This window comes from Streptomyces sp. NPDC048392 (assembly GCF_043200575.1).
Classification (GTDB): Bacteria; Actinomycetota; Actinomycetes; order Streptomycetales; family Streptomycetaceae; genus Streptomyces.
Genome location: NZ_JBICYB010000001.1, coordinates 270,779 through 286,298, shown reverse-complemented (window position 1 = coordinate 286,298; position 15,520 = coordinate 270,779). Strand labels below are relative to the sequence as shown.

The 15,520-nt window shown below is 74.6% G+C and carries 10 protein-coding genes and 1 pseudogene; 6 read left to right on the top strand and 5 right to left on the bottom strand.

The window, feature by feature from the left end; genetic code table 11:
• Window positions 1-9 precede the first annotated feature (9 nt).
• Window positions 10-1,515, bottom strand: a complete 1,506-nt coding sequence (locus ACGFYH_RS01145) for an alpha-N-arabinofuranosidase (RefSeq protein WP_393801506.1) — start codon at window positions 1,513-1,515, stop codon at window positions 10-12.
• A gap of 458 nt (window positions 1,516-1,973) precedes the next feature.
• A pseudogene (locus tag ACGFYH_RS01140) lies at window positions 1,974-2,197 on the bottom strand (sugar ABC transporter permease); the annotation flags it as partial.
• 226 nt (window positions 2,198-2,423) lie between these two features.
• Here ACGFYH_RS01140 and ACGFYH_RS01135 point away from each other — a divergent pair.
• The 3 genes from ACGFYH_RS01135 to ACGFYH_RS01125 are packed head-to-tail and all read left to right on the top strand — an operon-like array spanning window position 2,424 to window position 5,652.
• The gene (locus ACGFYH_RS01135; protein WP_393801017.1) at window positions 2,424-3,011 is read left to right on the top strand and encodes a toxin-antitoxin system, toxin component family protein; all 588 of its coding nucleotides are present in this window, start codon (window positions 2,424-2,426) and stop codon (window positions 3,009-3,011) included.
• Window positions 3,008-4,261, top strand: coding sequence for an MAB_1171c family putative transporter (locus ACGFYH_RS01130; RefSeq protein WP_393801016.1), 1,254 nt, complete (start codon window positions 3,008-3,010; stop codon window positions 4,259-4,261). Before ACGFYH_RS01135 ends, ACGFYH_RS01130 begins: the two co-directional genes overlap by 4 nt.
• Window positions 4,258-5,652 (top strand): FAD-dependent oxidoreductase, encoded by a 1,395-nt coding sequence (locus ACGFYH_RS01125; protein WP_393801015.1) that lies wholly within the window; start codon window positions 4,258-4,260, stop codon window positions 5,650-5,652. Before ACGFYH_RS01130 ends, ACGFYH_RS01125 begins: the two co-directional genes overlap by 4 nt.
• A gap of 137 nt (window positions 5,653-5,789) precedes the next feature.
• On the opposite strand, the gene ACGFYH_RS01120 is transcribed toward ACGFYH_RS01125, so the two are convergent.
• Together ACGFYH_RS01120 and ACGFYH_RS01115 are read right to left on the bottom strand one after the other, a co-directional pair.
• Complete coding sequence (locus ACGFYH_RS01120; RefSeq protein ID WP_393801014.1) at window positions 5,790-6,695, bottom strand: SMP-30/gluconolactonase/LRE family protein; 906 nt, start codon at window positions 6,693-6,695, stop codon at window positions 5,790-5,792.
• Window positions 6,692-7,465: an IclR family transcriptional regulator gene (locus ACGFYH_RS01115; RefSeq protein WP_393801013.1), complete on the bottom strand. Its 774-nt coding sequence runs from the start codon at window positions 7,463-7,465 to the stop codon at window positions 6,692-6,694. The genes ACGFYH_RS01120 and ACGFYH_RS01115 overlap by 4 nt, the downstream gene beginning before the upstream one ends.
• Window positions 7,466-7,619: 154 nt before the next feature.
• On the opposite strand from ACGFYH_RS01115, the gene ACGFYH_RS01110 reads away from it, so the two are divergent.
• The 3 genes from ACGFYH_RS01110 to ACGFYH_RS01100 all read left to right on the top strand — a co-directional run bounded on the left by ACGFYH_RS01110 (window position 7,620) and on the right by ACGFYH_RS01100 (window position 11,351).
• Entirely contained in the window at window positions 7,620-8,222 is a 603-nt protein-coding gene (locus tag ACGFYH_RS01110; RefSeq protein ID WP_393801012.1) for a hypothetical protein, read from the top strand.
• Between the two features lie 275 nt (window positions 8,223-8,497).
• On the top strand, window positions 8,498-9,988 hold the full coding sequence (locus ACGFYH_RS01105; RefSeq protein WP_393801011.1) for an acyl-CoA synthetase: 1,491 nt from the start codon (window positions 8,498-8,500) through the stop codon (window positions 9,986-9,988).
• Entirely contained in the window at window positions 9,981-11,351 is a 1,371-nt protein-coding gene (locus tag ACGFYH_RS01100) for a carboxyl transferase domain-containing protein (protein WP_393801010.1), read from the top strand. Before ACGFYH_RS01105 ends, ACGFYH_RS01100 begins: the two co-directional genes overlap by 8 nt.
• A gap of 287 nt (window positions 11,352-11,638) precedes the next feature.
• Here the strand turns inward: ACGFYH_RS01100 and ACGFYH_RS01095 are convergent, their stop codons facing one another.
• Entirely contained in the window at window positions 11,639-15,304 is a 3,666-nt protein-coding gene (locus ACGFYH_RS01095) for a S8 family serine peptidase (protein WP_393801009.1), read from the bottom strand.
• Window positions 15,305-15,520: the final 216 nt, after the last annotated feature.

Sequence of the window (15,520 nt, the reverse complement as noted above, 5' to 3'; positions counted from 1 at the left end):
CGGACCGGCTCAGCGCAGCCGGATCACGTTCCAGGACAGCGGCTCCAGGGCGGCGGTCAGCCTGCCGCCGCTCAGGGCCGTTCCGTCCACCGGGTGCGGGACGACCCGCTCGGGCTCGGCGAGGGTGTTGCGGGCGTCCGGGTCGGCGTCCGCGAGGGCGCTGTGCTCGACGACCTCCGTCAGCTCCAGGCCGTTCAGGGCGGCGTCCAGCGGGAGGGTCCCGGTGCGGGAGCGGTTGACGGCGAAGACGGTGACCGAACCGTCCTCGCCGCGCACGGCGGTGGCGTGCAGCAGGTCGGCCTCGCCGTACCTGTCCGTCTCGTACGTCGGGGAGTCCACCCGGACGTCGAGGACCTCGCCGCGGCCGTACTCCGAGGCCTGGGAGAAGGGGAAGAAGGTCGTCTGGCGCCAGGCCGGGCCGCCCGGCTCGGTCATGATCGGGGCGATGACGTTGACGAGCTGGGCGAGGCAGGCCACGGTGACGCGGTCGGCGTGCCGGAGCAGGGCGATCAGGAGCGACCCGAAGACGACCGCGTCCAGGACGCTGTAGTTGTCCTCGAGCAGGCGGGGAGCCTCGGGCCAGTCCAGGACGCTCACCTCCGCCTCGGTCTTGGCCATGTACCAGACGTTCCACTCGTCGAAGGAGAGGTTGATCTTCTTCTTCGACTTGAGGCGGGCGCCGACGTGGTCGCAGGTGGCGACGACGTTCTCGATGAAGGACTCCATGTCCACGGCGGAGGCGAGGAAGGAGTCGACGTCCCCGTCGTGCGGCTCGTAGTAGGCGTGCAGGGAGATGTGGTCGACCAGGTCGTAGGTCTCCTGCAGGACCGTCGCCTCCCATTCGGCGAAGGTGTCCATGGACTGTCCGGAGGACCCGCAGGCGACGAGTTCGACGTCCGGGTCGATCTGGCGCATGGCGCGGGCGGTCTCGGCGGCGACGCGGCCGTACTCCTCGGCGGTCTTGTGGCCGGTCTGCCAGGGGCCGTCCAACTCGTTGCCCAGGCACCAGAGCCTGATGCCGAAGGGGTCCTTGTCGCCGTGCTCGGCGCGGAGGTCGGAGAGCGCCGTGCCGGCGGGATGGTTGGCGTACTCCTGGAGTTCGAGGGCCTCGGCGACGCCTCGGGTGCCGAGGTTGACGGCCATCATGGGCTCGGCCCGGGGGCCCACCTTCCTGAGGAAGGCGATGTACTCCGAGAGGCCGAAGCGGTTGGTCTCCGTGGAGCGCCAGGCGAGGTCGAGGCGGCGCGGGCGGTCCTCCACCGGGCCGACCGAGTCCTCCCACTTGTAGCCGGAGACGAAGTTGCCGCCGGGGTAGCGCACGGCGGTGACACCCAGTTCCCGGACGAGGTCCAGCACGTCCCGCCGCAGGCCCTCGGCGTCCGCCGTGGGGTGGCCGGGTTCGAAGATGCCGGTGTACACGCAGCGGCCGAGGTGTTCGACGAAGGAGCCGAAGAGACGGGGGCTGACCTCGCCGACGGTGAAGGCGGGGTCGAGGGTGAAGCGGGCGGTACGCATGGTGTCCTTTCGAAGGAGGCTCGGTGGAGGCTCGGTCCACTGGCCGGCCGAGCCCGTGTGGGCGACGCCCCCGACGATCTGGCGCCGGGAGAAGACGAAGACGACGGTCAGCGGCAGGCCGGCCATGAGACCGCCGGCCATGAGCTGGGCCCACCGGACGCCGTAGGAGTTCATGACGGTCGCGATGCCGTTCGGCATGGTCATCAGGCCGGGGTTGTCGGTCACTCGCCGGTCTCGGAGAGGGCCTTCCAGGCCTGGCCCGTCCAGTCCTCGGGCAGCCGGTGCGTCGGCGCCTCGACGGCCTCGGTCTGCGACTCGGGCGAGGTGAACAGGGCCCGGGCGTGCGGGGCGGGGAGCACCGCGGAGACGGCCGTGCCGGGGACGGACGGTGAGCACGATCTGGCCGGGTGTCCGGGCGTGGCGGGGCCGGGTGCGCGCCGGCGCCGCGGCGGTGGTCGTCGGCCGTCCTCCTCACGGTTGCGCAGCAGCCACATCCGGGCGAGGGCGACGGCCGCGACGAGCGCGAGGAAGATGACGGAGGCCGCGAAGGCGTAGCCCACGCGGTAGCTGGTGAAGCCCTGTTCGAGGGTGTACTGCACGAAGGCGCGGTCGATTCCTCCGGACCGGGACCGAAGGCCCGCATCACGACGGCCTGGTCGAAGACCTGGAGCGACGCGAGGATCATGCCCTGCCCCATCTACCGTCGTTCGATATATCGGATGACGCTCGCAACTTCGAACGGGACCGTAGGGTCGTGCGGTGGACGCGTCAATGGGTCGCGCAGGACTTTCAGGAACCTCTGATCGTTGCGTCTCGAACAACCGTCACGGGAACACATGACGCGGACACACTCGGACGCGTAGCCTCTGATGGCTCGGGACGGATGCCGGAAGGGGGCGGCGATGCGCATGGCGGATGTGCGCCCGTGGACCGCCGCGGCGCCCAGACGCCCACGCGGCCGTGCCGCCCGCGCCCTGGCCGCGGACCTCGCCGACGGCGTAAGGGCCAAGCCCCGCCCACCGCGGGACGTGCGGGACCTGTGCCACGCGCTGTGCGCGGAGATGGCCGCACGCCGCGCCGGGCGACCGGTCGAGCTGCGCTTCGAACGGTTCCCGGACGAACTCGCGGTCACCGGGCTGTGGGTGGAGTTCCACGACCGAGACCTGGTCATCGTCGAGGAGCAGGCGGAGTCCCTGCAGCAACTGGTCATCCTGGGGCACGAGCTGTGGCACCTGTACGCCGGCCACCGCCACCACCACGGTGTCGGCACGACCGCCGTCCGCGCCCTGGCCGGCCGGCCCGGCTGGACCGACACCGCGTTGGTGGCGGCCGCCCGCGACGGCTCCCGGCAGGACGACGAGGCCGAGGCCGACGACTTCGGGCACCGGCTCGCCGCCGCCTGCCGAAGCCTGCTGCCCGGACGGGCGGACGACGGTCCCCCCAGCCCGGTGCAGAGATCGCTCGGCTACCGCGGACGGGGAGGTGCGAGGCGGTGACTGCGGCCTTCCCGGCGAGCGGCGCCGTCGTCCGCTCGGCGCTCGAACCCTCCGCCGTGCTGAGCGAGTTGTACATCTCCTTCTGGATTCCGGCGGCGATCCTGACCGCCGCGCTGGCCATCAAGCTGCCGACCGTCATCCGGCTCTGGCGGGACCCGCTGCTGCGCGCGGTGGGGGGTCTGCTGGTCCTCGCCTGCGCGGTGTTCGTGTTCGCCGCTCCTTCGACCATCGCCTGGACCAACCGGGTCACGGGCGTACCCAACATCTCGGCGCCGTGGGTGTACTCCCTGCTGACCGCCTTCTGCGGGTCCTGCCTGCTGCTGATCATCACCTGGCGCAACGGGCTGTCCGACCGCGCGGCGGTCACGCGGCGCGCCATGCGCTGGGTGATCTGCCTCTACTCCGGAGTGATCGTCGCCCTGTGGGTGCTGTTCGCCCTCGCCGACGCGCCCGTGGAGCGCCTGCGGGACCTGGACACGTACTACGCCACCACGCCGTTCATGCGCGAGCAGATCCTGCTCTACCTGCTCGCCCACACCGTGGCCGTCCTGATCACCTCCTGGCTGATCTGGAACTGGGTGCGCACCGACGGCCTCGACGCCTGGCTGCGCTGGGGGCTGATGTTCCTCGGTGCCGGCTACGCGCTGAACCTGGTCTTCGACGCCGCCAAGCTCACCGCCGTCGCGGCCCGCTGGAGCGGCCGCGACGCGGACTGGCTGAGCACCGACCTGGCGCCACCCGTCGCCTGTCTGTCCGCCATCGTGATCGCGCTGGGCTTCATCCTCCCGCACGCCGGTCAGTACCTGCACGAACGCCGGCTGGTCAGGCGGGCCCACCGCGATCTGCGGCCGCTGTACCACCTGATGCGGTCGGTGGAGAGTGCCGGCATGCCCTTCGTCGTCCGCTCCACGCCGGAACTGCGCCTCATCCGGCGTGAGACGTTCATCCGGGACGCGCTGCTCCCCCTGTCCCGGCAGATCGACGGGGCTCTGCGCCGCAGGTCCTACGAGGCCGCCCTCTCCCTCGGCTTCCCGCCGGAGCGGGCCGAGGCCCTGGCCGCGGCGGTGGCGATCCTGGACGCCGTGGAGAACGGCCGGCGCCCGCAGGAACGCGAGGACGGCACCGGCGAGGCGGACAGCACCGACCTGCTCCACGAGATCGGGGCCACCTCCCGGGCACTGCGCAGGACCGACGAGATCGAGGCGGTGCGCGCCCGTGCGACCGCCCCCACAGAGAGCGCCCGCACATGAGCCAACGCACCACCGGAGCCGTCGTCCTGGGCGGCTCCCTCGCCGGCCTGCTCGCCGCCCGCGCCCTGGCCCCCTACGCCGGCCGGGTCACCGTGGTCGAGCGCGACGCGCTGCCCTGCGGCCCCGGACCGCGCCGGGGACTCCCCCAGGCCCGGCACGCCCACCAACTGTGGTCGGGCGGGGCGCTGGCGCTGGAGGAACTCCTGCCGGGAGTCACCGGCCGGCTCCGCCTGGCGGGGGCGCACCGGCTGCCCGTCACCACGGACATGGTGGTGCTCTCCCCCCGGGGCTGGTACCGGCGGTGGGGCGAGTCGCACCACATGCTGCTGTGCACCCGCGATCTGCTGGACGCCACCGTGAGGTCGCTGGTGCGCGCCGACGAACGGATCGAGGTGGTCGAACGGACCGAGGCGCTGGGGCTCGACTGCGCGAACGGCGCCGTGACGGGAGTGCGGGTGCGGGCGCACGACGCCGCGGAGCGCACCCTGCGCGCCGGTCTGGTGGTCGACGCCACCGGACGTGCCTCGCGCGCCCCTCACTGGCTGGCGGAACTGGGGCTTCCGGCCGCCCGGACCCGGCAGGTGGACGCGGGCGTCGTGTACGCCAGCCGTCTGTACCGGGCACCGGAGGGCGCCCGGGACGGCTTCCCGGTGGTCAACGTGCAGCCGGACCCCCGGTCCTGGGGGCCGGGACGGGGTGGCGTGCTGCTGCCCGTCGAGGACGGACGGTGGCTCGTCACGCTGTACGGCACCCGGGGCGGTGAACCGACCGGCGACGCCGGGGACTTCGAGCGGTACGCCCACAAGGAACTGCGCCATCCGGTGATAGGCGAGCTGCTGGCACGAGCCGAGCCGCTGAGCGAGGCGTCGGTCACGCGTACCACCGCCAACCGCCGTCACTTCTACGAGCGGATGTCCGCGTGGCCGGAGAACCTCGTCGTACTCGGCGACGCGCTGGCGGCCTTCAACCCGGTCTACGGGCACGGGATGTCGGTGGCCGCGCAGAGCGCGCTGGCACTGCGCTCGGTGCTCGCCCGGTCCGGCTGGGGTGCCCCGGGCCTGGCCCGGTCGGCGCAACGGGCGGTGGCACGGCCGGCGAACGCCGCGTGGGACCTGTCGGTCGGACAGGACGTCTTCTTCCCCGGAGCCGTGCAGGGCGGGCCGTCACCGCGGGAGCGGCTGGCGGCCGCCTACGTCGGGCGGCTCGCCCACACCGCCACGGGGAACGGCCGCGTCGCCCGCCGGGTGACGGACGTGATGGCTCTGGAGCGGGGCGCCCACACCCTGCTGACGCCGAGCGTGGTACTGGCCGCGGCGGCCGGTCCGCTCAAACCGGCACTGAGCGGGCCACCGCTGACGGGACGCGAGCGGGCGGCCGCCGGGATGACCTAGGGAAGCTCCCGCGGACCCGAGGAAGCTCCCGCGGACCCGGGGAAGACCCCACGGACCCGAGGAAGCTCCCGCAGACCCGAGGAAGACTTCGCCGACCCGAGGAAGGCCCCGCGGACCCGTCCCGCGCGCAACCGCCGTCACCCCGCGAACGCCGGCTGCGCCACCCCCCGCCCCGCGCCCGGCACCACCAGCAGCGAACCCGCGAGCGGGTGCGGGGCCCGCAGACCCACCCGGGCCGTGGTGATGTAGAGGTCGGTGAGGTCCGGGCCGCCGAAGGCGCAGGCCGTGACGCGGGGCACCGGAAGGGTGATCACCCGGTCCAGCTCGCCGGACGGGGTGTAGCGGCGTACCGCGGCGCCGTCCCACAGGGCGACCCACACACAGCCGTCGGCGTCGACGCACAGGCCGTCGGGGAAGCCCGCGCCGTCCTCGATCACGGCCAGGGGACGGCGCCCCGTGATCCGGCCGCCCCCGGCGGCACCGGCGCCACGGGCGTCGTCGTGGACGTCACGGACGTCACGGACGTCGAAGACGTCGATGCGGCGGGTCGGGGTGTCGACGTAGTACATCAGCCGGCCGTCGGGGCTCCAGCCGGTGCCGTTGCTCACCGTCACGTCGTCGAGAAGGACCTCGGCGGTGCCGTCCCCGGTGACCCGGGACAGTGTGCCGCCGCCGGCCGCCTCGTCGTAGCGCATGGTGCCGGCCCAGAGGCTGCCGTCGGGGGCGACGGCGGCGTCGTTGGCGCGGCGGCCGGGGACGGGTTCCCGGTGCAGCCAGCGGAAGGTGTCGTCGGGGTCGAGCAGGCCGACCCCGTCCCGCAGGTTGAGGACGAGGCCGCCGCCCGCGCGGGGCCTGACGGCGCCGACGTGCTGGTCGGTGCGGCGCAGGGTGCGCCGGCCGGTGGCCGGGTCGTAGGTGTGGACGCGGGAGTTCAGGACGTCGATCCACAGGAGGCGGTCCGTCGCCGGGTCCCAGGCGGGCCCCTCGCCGAGAACCGCCTCCTCGTGGACGGCCACCTCGAAGGCCGTGCCGGCCGCCCTCATGCCGCGCTCCGGTGACCGAGCCGCTCGGAGAGGTCGGCGGCGCCCTTGCCGGCGAGCTGCTCCAGTTCGGCTCGGCGCTCCTCGCTCCAGCGGATCATGGGCACGGAGATCGACAGCGCGGCGACCACGCGGCCCGTGCGGTCGCGGACCGGGGCGGCCACGCAGGAGACGTCCGGATTGGACTCGCGGCTCTCCACCGCGGTGCCGCGCTCGCGGATCGCGGCCAGTGCCTCGCGCAGGGCGGCGGGGTCGGTGATGCTGTTCGGGGTCATCGCGGCCAGCTCGGCGCCGTCGGGGAAGCGTGCGGCGACCTCCGGCTCGGGGAGGGAGGCCAGCAGCATCTTGCCGACGGACGTGCAGTGGGCGGGCAGCCTGCGGCCGGCGGCGGACACCATGCGCACCGCGTGCGTGGAGTCGACCTTGGCGATGTAGATGACGTCCGTGTCCTCGAGGATCGCCACGTGCACCGTCTCGTCGCAGGTCTCGGCGACGGTCCGGGCGACCTGCTGGCCCTCCGCGGCGAGGTCGAGGTGCTCGGCGTAGCGGGCGCCGAGCTGGTACGGACGCACACCGAGCCGGTACCGTCCGGGCTGCCCGGCGACCGGGACGATGTACTTTCGGGCGGCGAGCGTGGTGACCAGCTCGTGCACGGTGGTGCGCGGCAGCTGGAGGCGGCGCACGATGTCGGGGGCGGAGAGCGTGCCGTCCCCGTCGAGGAAGAGCTCCAGTATGTCGAGAGCCCGGGTCACGGCTGGTACGAGGCGTCCCATGTCGGCCCCCTCCCTAGGTGTCTCAGGCGCCTGCGGTCGAGAACCTCGATGTTCGAGATTTCAACAGACGATCGGAATGGCGAACACAGGCTATCCGCACCGTCTTTCCCGGGGCAATGGGCGGGCGCCGCGTCCATGGTCCACGATGGTGGTCATGCCCTCGCCCCCGCCCACCGGAAAGCGGCCCGCAGGACCGTTCACCCCGCTCGACTTCCAACTGGTGCTGCTGCGCCGCATGGCCGACCACAACCCCGGCCCGGTGGAGGACGCCCGTCGCGAGCTGGGCGCCTCGGTCGCCCGGATGCGCGAGGCCAACCGGCGCTGGCAGGCGATGCTCCGCTCCCCGCGGTCCCGCTCGGCCGCCGCCCGGTACCGCTCCGTCCTCGGCGCACCCGAGTCGGCGACACCCCGCCGGATCGGCGACCTGGAGTGCGAGGCCCGGCAGTGGGCGCTGCCTCTGTGGCCCGGCCTGCGCTTCGAGGTGCTCGTCGCCGACGGGGGCGTGGTCTGGAACGAGTGGCTGGTCCGCGCCCCGGGCGCACAGGCGCCTCAGCTGCGCACGCTGGACGACCTGACGCCCTGGTCCTGCACGGTCGACGAGGCGGCCCGCGCCTTCGCGCCCGCCCGGCCGCTCCAGGGCTCGGCCCCGACCCGGTGGGGGCTGGCCTTCGCCGCCCCGGACCGGGACGGCGTACGGCACCAGGTGGTCGCGGAGTTCACCTGGGGCCTGCTCCAGCGCACGGCGGCCGGCGGGTGACCCGCGCGCCGCGGGGCCCGCTCAGCGCTCGTCCTCGACATCCCGGTGCGGCAGGCGGACCTCGGCGACCGTGCGGACGTGGCGGCGCGTCCCGGTGGCGGCCCGCCGGGGCTCCCGGGCGGCGACCGCGCCCGGGACCGCCCGGTGCTGGGCCGGGGAGCGGCGAGGGCGGCCGGGCCGGCTCGTACCGGTCGTGCCCCGGCTTCGGGTGGACCCACCCGGACCACCGGCGGACAACCGCCAACCGTGAGCAGCACAGCTAAGGAGTACGAAGCGTGTCCTCTCTCTTCCCGGCCCTCTCCCCCGCCCCGGCCGGCGCTCCGGCCGACCGGCCCGCGCTACGGTTCGGCGAGCGCTCCCTGACGTACGCGGAACTCGCCGCGGCGGCGGGCGCCACGGCCGGGAGGGTCGGTGCCGCCGGCCGGGTCGCGGTCTGGGCGGCCCCGGCGATGGAGACCGCGGTCGCCGTGGTGGCGGCGCTGCTTGCCGGGGTCCCCGCCGTGCCGCTCAACCCGAAGTCCGGCGACGGGGAACTCGCGCACATCCTCTCCGACAGCGCGCCCTCACTCGTCCTGGCGCCCCCGGGCGTCGGACTCCCGCCCGCCCTGGGCGCCCTGGAGCGCGTGGACGTCGACGTGCGGGCCCGCGGGACCGTTCCCGAGGACCGCGCCGACGACGGCGACCCCGCGCTCGTCGTCTACACCTCCGGCACCACCGGACCGCCCAAGGGCGCCGTCCTCCCCCGGCGCGCGCTCGCGACGACGCTGGACGCGCTCGCCGACGCGTGGCGGTGGACGGGCGACGACGTGCTGGTGCAGGGGCTGCCGCTGTTCCACGTGCACGGGCTGGTCCTGGGCATCCTCGGCCCGCTGCGGCGCGGCGGGTCCGTGCGGCACCTGGGCAGGTTCTCCACCGAGGGCGTGGCGCGGGAACTGAACGACGGCGCGACCATGCTGTTCGGGGTGCCGACGATGTACCACCGGATCGCCGAGACGCTCCCCGGCGATCCGGAGCTGACGAAGGCACTCGCCGGTGCCCGGCTGCTGGTGTCGGGGTCGGCCGCGCTGCCGGTGCACGACCACGAGCGCATCGCCGCCGCCACCGGCCGCCGGGTCATCGAGCGGTACGGCATGACCGAGACGCTGATGCTGTGCTCGTCCCGGTGGACACCCCGGGACGCCCGGCCCGGCGTCCGGGCCGGCGGCGAGCCGCGCGCCGGGACGGTGGGCGTGCCGCTGCCCGGTGTGGAGCTGCGGCTCGTGGAGGAGGACGGCACGCCGGTCACGGCGTTCGACGGGGAGAGCGTCGGCGAGATCCAGGTGCGCGGCCCGAACCTGTTCACCGAGTACCTCAACCGCCCGGACGCCACGGCCGCCGCCTTCACCGGGGACGGTTTCTTCCGCACCGGCGACATGGCGGTGCGCGACTGCGACGGCTGTGTCCGCATCGTCGGCCGCAAGGCCACCGACCTGATCAAGAGCGGCGGTTACAAGATCGGGGCCGGGGAGATCGAGAACGCGCTGCTCGAACACCCGGGGGTGCGGGAGGCCGCGGTGACCGGGGAGCCCGACCCGGATCTCGGGGAGCGGATCGTGGCGTGGATCGTGCCGGCCGACCCCGCCTCGCCGCCCGCCCTCGACACGCTGGCCGACCATGTCGCGGCCCGGCTCGCCCCGCACAAGCGGCCCCGTGCCGTCCGGCACCTCGACGCGCTGCCCCGCAACGACCTGGGGAAGATCATGAAGCGGGCGCTGGACCGTGGCTGAGCGCCTCTGCGCGCGGGAGTTCCTGGCCCTCCTCACCGACGACTTCGCCGAACTCCCGCATCCTGACGGCGAGTCCCGGCCCGACGGCCCGCTCGGCTGGCCCGGCTACGACGCCTCCCGGGCCCGCGCCGCCGAGCGCACCGGTGAGGCGGAGTCCGTCGTCTGCGGCACCGGCCGGGTCGAGGGCACCCCGGCCGTGCTCCTCTCCTTCGAGTTCGGTTTCCTCGGCGGCTCGCTGGGCCGCGCCACCGGCGACCGGCTGGAGGCGGCGTACGGGTACGCCCGCGAGCACCGGCTGCCCGTGGTGCCGTTGGTCGCCACCGGCGGCAGCCGGATGCAGGAGGGGATGCTCGCGCTGACCCAGCTGCAGCGGGTGGCCCGGCAGTCGTCGCTCACCCGGGAGGCCGGGCTGGCGCAGATCGCGGTGGTGCGGGACCCGGCGACCGGGGGCGGCTGGGCGACGCTGGGCGCGGGCGCCGACGTGGTCCTCGCCCTGCCCGGCGCCCAGGTCGGTTTCGCCGGTTCCCGGGTCCGGCCGCCGGACGCCGACCCCGCGGCGTACACGGCCGAGGCGCAGGTGGCGGCGGGCAGCGCGGACGCCGTCGTACCGCCCGGGGAGCTGCGCGCGACGCTGGGGCGGTGGCTGCGGCTGCTGACGGCGCCGTCCGGCGACCCGGCGCCCGTGCCGGAGCCGCTGGGCGCGAGGGACCTGCCGGCCGGCGGCTGGGACGCGGTGCGGCGGGCCCGCGCCCCCGGACGCCCGCGCGCCGGGGCGTACCTGGAGGCCTACTTCACCGACCGCGTCGCCCTGTCCGGTGACCGCTGCGGCGGCACCGACCCGGAGGGCATGCTCTGCGGCTTCGGCGAGCACGCGGGGCGGACGGTGGCGTACGCGGCCCAGACGGGCACGGCGACCCGGCCCGCCGGGTACCGCACCGCCACCCGGCTGATCGGCCTCGCGGACCGGCTCGGCATCCCGGTGCTGACCCTGGTGGACACCCCGGGCGCGGCCAACGACGCGGAGGCGGAGCGGCAGGGGGCGGGTCCGGCGATCGCCGGCCTGTTCGGCGCCGTGGCCTCGGCGCGCACGCCGGTCACCACGCTGCTGATCGGCGAGGGCGGTTCGGGCGGGGCGCTGGCGCTGGCCGCGCCGGGCGGCACCTGGGCCACCCCGGACAGCTACTTCTCCGTCATCGCGCCGGAGCACGCGGCCGCGATCCTGAAGCGCCCGCCGACGGAGGTGGAGGCGACGGCCGGCCAACTGCGGCTGACTCCCCAGGACTTGGCGGAACTTGGCGTGATCCGAACAAGCGAGCAGTTGTTCCCTGGAACAGGTGATCGCCGCTCTGAAAAGCGTATGTGACTGCAGGGACCCACGATACTCACGGTGTGCGAGCGACGGGCTGCAGAACGTAGCCGACGCACATGTCCCGAGTAGTCCCCGTGGGTGCCAACGGGTCCCACACCCGCACAGCGCAAGGAGCTGCACGATCATGAACCTTCTCACCGACGTCCTCGCCGGCCTCGTCCACTTCGTCGGCCTGCTGGTCTGACGGTCCGAGAACCCCGGCGGCGCCGCCTCCCCGTCCCAGGGAGGCGGCGCCGTCCGCGTGCCGACGCCCGGAGGCGTCCACCGCACGGCCGCGTGGGCTACCGCACGGCCACCGCCCGCACGATCTCCTGGGTGACCGAGCCACCCCGGCCGTCGCTCGCCGAAGCCCGCAGCGAGACGTGCCCGGCGTCGCGCGGCACGTCCAGCGTCCCGTGCCAGGACGCCTCCCCGGCACCGCCGCGCAGCCGGACCTGCCGCCAGGTCCTGCCGTCGTCGTACGACACCTCCAGCTTCCCGCCGCCGATCGTGCCGGTGTCCGGGGCGCCCGCCACGTACGCGGCGCCGAAACCGACCCGTAGCCGCCCTCCGCCGCGCACCTCGCCCGCGAGGCCGGTGTCCACGTCGAAGGAGAGGTTGATCAGGGGCAGGAACGTCCACCGGTCCTCCGAAGTGGCGGCCGAACGGAAGGTCCACTCCGCGTGGCCCCTCGTCGCGAGCGGCCAACGCGCGGCGTCGAGCGCGGTGTCGGTGACGAGCCGGTACGTGTGCGCGTCGGCCGGCGCGTCCCACACGTAGGCGGTGGAACCCGGTCCCCGGCCGGCCGGTTCGCCGTCCAGGTACACCGACGTGGTCTGCGACATCCCGCCGCCCTCGCTCCACACGTCACCGAAGCCGGTGTGATCGGGGCCGGAGTCGCCCCAGCCGGGTGCGTTGAACCGCAGCCGGTTCCCGGAACGCTGCTGTCCCCAGCCGAGCCCGGTGCCGAGGTAGGGGTGCCACAGGGGCTTGAACCAGTTCAGCTCCGCGCGCGAGCCGCCCCGGTACCGGACCAGTCCGCCGCGTTCCTCCAGCGCGTCACCGGCGCTCGTCACGGTCTCGTGCCACAGCTGGCCGGGCCCGGTGGACACGTACTCGGTGCGTTCGGCGGGGTAGTCGATCCGCTCCCGGAAGCCGAGGCCGATCGGGAAGGTGCCGGTGATCGAGTACCGGAACTCGCCGCCGCTCGCGGGTTCGCCGCCGTGGTACCTGGTCCGCAGCACCGCGAGGTCGCCGTGCCCGGGCTCGAAGGTGAGGTCCCGGTCGGGCACGGCGCCCCGGTGCCCCTCGGAGAGGTCGTACACGTAGGGCGTGTTCCGGGTGCCGGTCATGTCGACCCGGCCGGCCGCGCTCAGCCGGCGGGCGTCGGCCGTGTCGACCGTGGCGATCTGGAGCGGCCGGTCGGCGTTGTCGTCGGTGCCCCACCAGGACGTCAGCCGTCCGGGCGCGTCGTCGGTCACGAACAGCGCCTCGACGCCCGCGTCCTGCGCGGCCCGGGCGAGCGCCGCCGGTTCGGTGCCCTCGGTGAGCACGGCGAGGACCGCCCTGCCCCGTACGCCGTCCGGGAAGGGGCCGTCCCCGACGTCCCCGACATCGACCAGCGGCAGCCGGCTGCGGCCCTCGGTCAGAGTGCCGCCGGACTGCACGACGGCCTCGCCGATCCCCTTCACCTCCAGCAGCGGCTTGCCGAGCCGCCACACGGTCCGGTACTCGAAGTCGCCCTCGGTGACCTTCCCGGTGGGCGCGGCGAAGACGCTGTCGTACGTCGGGGGCACCTGGACGGCGCCGAACAGGTCGGAACCGTTCGCGTCGCGGTCGTACTCCATGAGGAGCTGCCGGGTCTCGGTGTGCCGGCCGACGTCGGCACGGATCTCGCGCAGCTCACGGCCGTCCAGGGTGATCGCGCGGTCCCGGTCGAGGACGACCTCCGGGGCGGCCATGAAGCCGAGCCCGAGCGAGTCGGCGCCCCGGCCGCCGCGCACGTCGAGGAAGGACGTCAGGCTGTACGTCCCCCGCGCGAGCCGCAGTTTCAGGGTGCCGGAGTCACCGACGTGCGCGGGGACGGGGTCGACGCCCTCGGCGAGGTGCTGGACGGTCAGATCGGCCGGGGCGGGAGCACCGGCCCGGTCCTTGACGTGCACGGTGAGCGTGTACCGCTCGTCCTCCTTCACCAGCCCGAACGCGGTGTGCGCGAGGGGCGTTCCGCTCGCGTCGGCCGCCACGATCCGCCCGCTGGTGCTGCCGGCGGGCGCCTTGGAACCGTCCCCGGTGACGGTGGTGGACGCGGTTCCGTGGGCGGGCACGGTGAGGGCGGTGTCGGCGAGCGTGGCGACGCCCCCGGGGGCGCCCCGCACGGACAGCCTCAACCCGACCGGCGTGTCGGAGGAGTTGGCGTAGGCGAGGGTCCTGGTGACCGGCTTGCCGGCTTCCTGGGGCCAGGAGTGGAAGCCGAGGTCGGCGCTGCCGGTGGCGGTGACGTCGGCGCCGACGGCGTCCGGCACGCTGACCCGGCCCGCGCCCAGCTGGTAGGCGGAGGCGTCCAGTTCCTCCGACGTGGACATCAGCGCGTCCTTGAGCCGCGCGCCGGTCCAGTCGGGGTGCTCCTCGGCGAGCAGGGCGGCCACCCCCGCGATGTGCGGCGTCGCCATCGACGTACCGTCCATGCCGGTGTAGTCGCCGCTGCCCGCCGCGAGCCGGGAGCGGGCCGCGAGGATGCCGACGCCCGGGGCCGACAGGTCGGGCTTGAGCGCGTTGTCGCCGTGACGGGGCCCGGCGCTGGTGAACCAGGCGGCCTGGTCGGCGGAGTCGACGGCCCCCACGGTGAGGGCGGCGTCGGCCGCGCCGGGCGAGCCGATGGAGGACGGCGCGCCGGTGTTGCCGGCCGCGACGACGAACAGGGCGCCGGTCTCGCGGGAGAGGGTGTTGACGGCCTCGGCCATCGGGTCGGTGCCGTCGCTGGGTTCGGTCGAGCCGAGGCTCATGGAGACGATGTCGGCAGCCACGTCCCGGGCCGCCCACTCCATGCCGGCGATGATCGCGGACTCGCTGCCGTAGCCCTCGTCGTCGAGGACCTTGCCGACCGCGAGGGTGGCGCCGGGGGCGACGCCCTTCTCCCTGCCGTCGGAGGCCGCGCCGCTGCCGCCGACGGTGGAGGTGACGTGCGTGCCGTGACCGTACCGGTCGGCGACCTCCTCCCCGGGTACGAAGCTCCGGCTCCGGGCGATCCGCCCCGCGAGGTCGGGGTGGCCCGCGTCGACGCCGCTGTCCAGCACGGCCACGGTGACGCCCTTGCCGGTCAGCCCGGCCTGCCAGGCCTCCGGGGTGCCGATCTGCGCGTTGGACTCGGCCATGGCGGCGCTGACCCGGCCGTCGAGCCACACCCCCGCGACGCCGGCGCCGCCGCGGGTGAATTCCCGCCAGAAGGCACGCCCCTTACCCGCCTCGACGGCGGCCCCGCGCACGCTGGGCAGCGCCCGCGTCCGCTCGGTCCCCCTCGGGGTGGCGGCACGTACGCCCTGGTCGTAGGTCACGATCAGCGGCAGCTCGCCGGTCTCGCTGTCGGCAAGCCCCTGCGCCAGCAACTCGCCGACGTCGAAGAGCCGTTCGTCGAGGCTGCCCTCGCGCAGGTACGGCAGGGCCTCGTCCGGTACGACGGTGGTCCGGCCGCCCCGGCTGCGGGTGTGCACGGCACCCGCGGCACCCTCGGGCCGCTCGACGGTGACGGTCTCGCGGCCGCCGCCGAGGGCGGTGACGGTCACCCGGTCGCCGGTGACGAGGGTGACGGTGCGGTCCGCGCCGGCCGCGGTGGCCGTGCGTGCGGCGGCGGCCCGGGGGTGCGCCGGGCCCGGGGGCGGCTCCTGCGCCGCCGCCGTCCCGGCCGGCAGCAGCGCGATCACGAGCCCCGCCGACAGGAGGGCCGCCCGGCGTCTGACTGGTCCTGTGCTCATCCACGTCTCTCTTCGTGTCGTCGTAGAGTGCTGTGACGCGTGCTGTGAGCAGTCTCAGGGGGTCTGTGTGGCAAGGGAGTTGGGTGGACGCGGCGGTTAGTCGCCCCGGCGGCTTTCCGCCAGTGGCTCGACGGACCGGCGGGGGAAGGCGGGACACGGCCAAGTACCGTCCGTCACAATGGTGATGCGCACGGACACGTACGGCACACGGGGAGC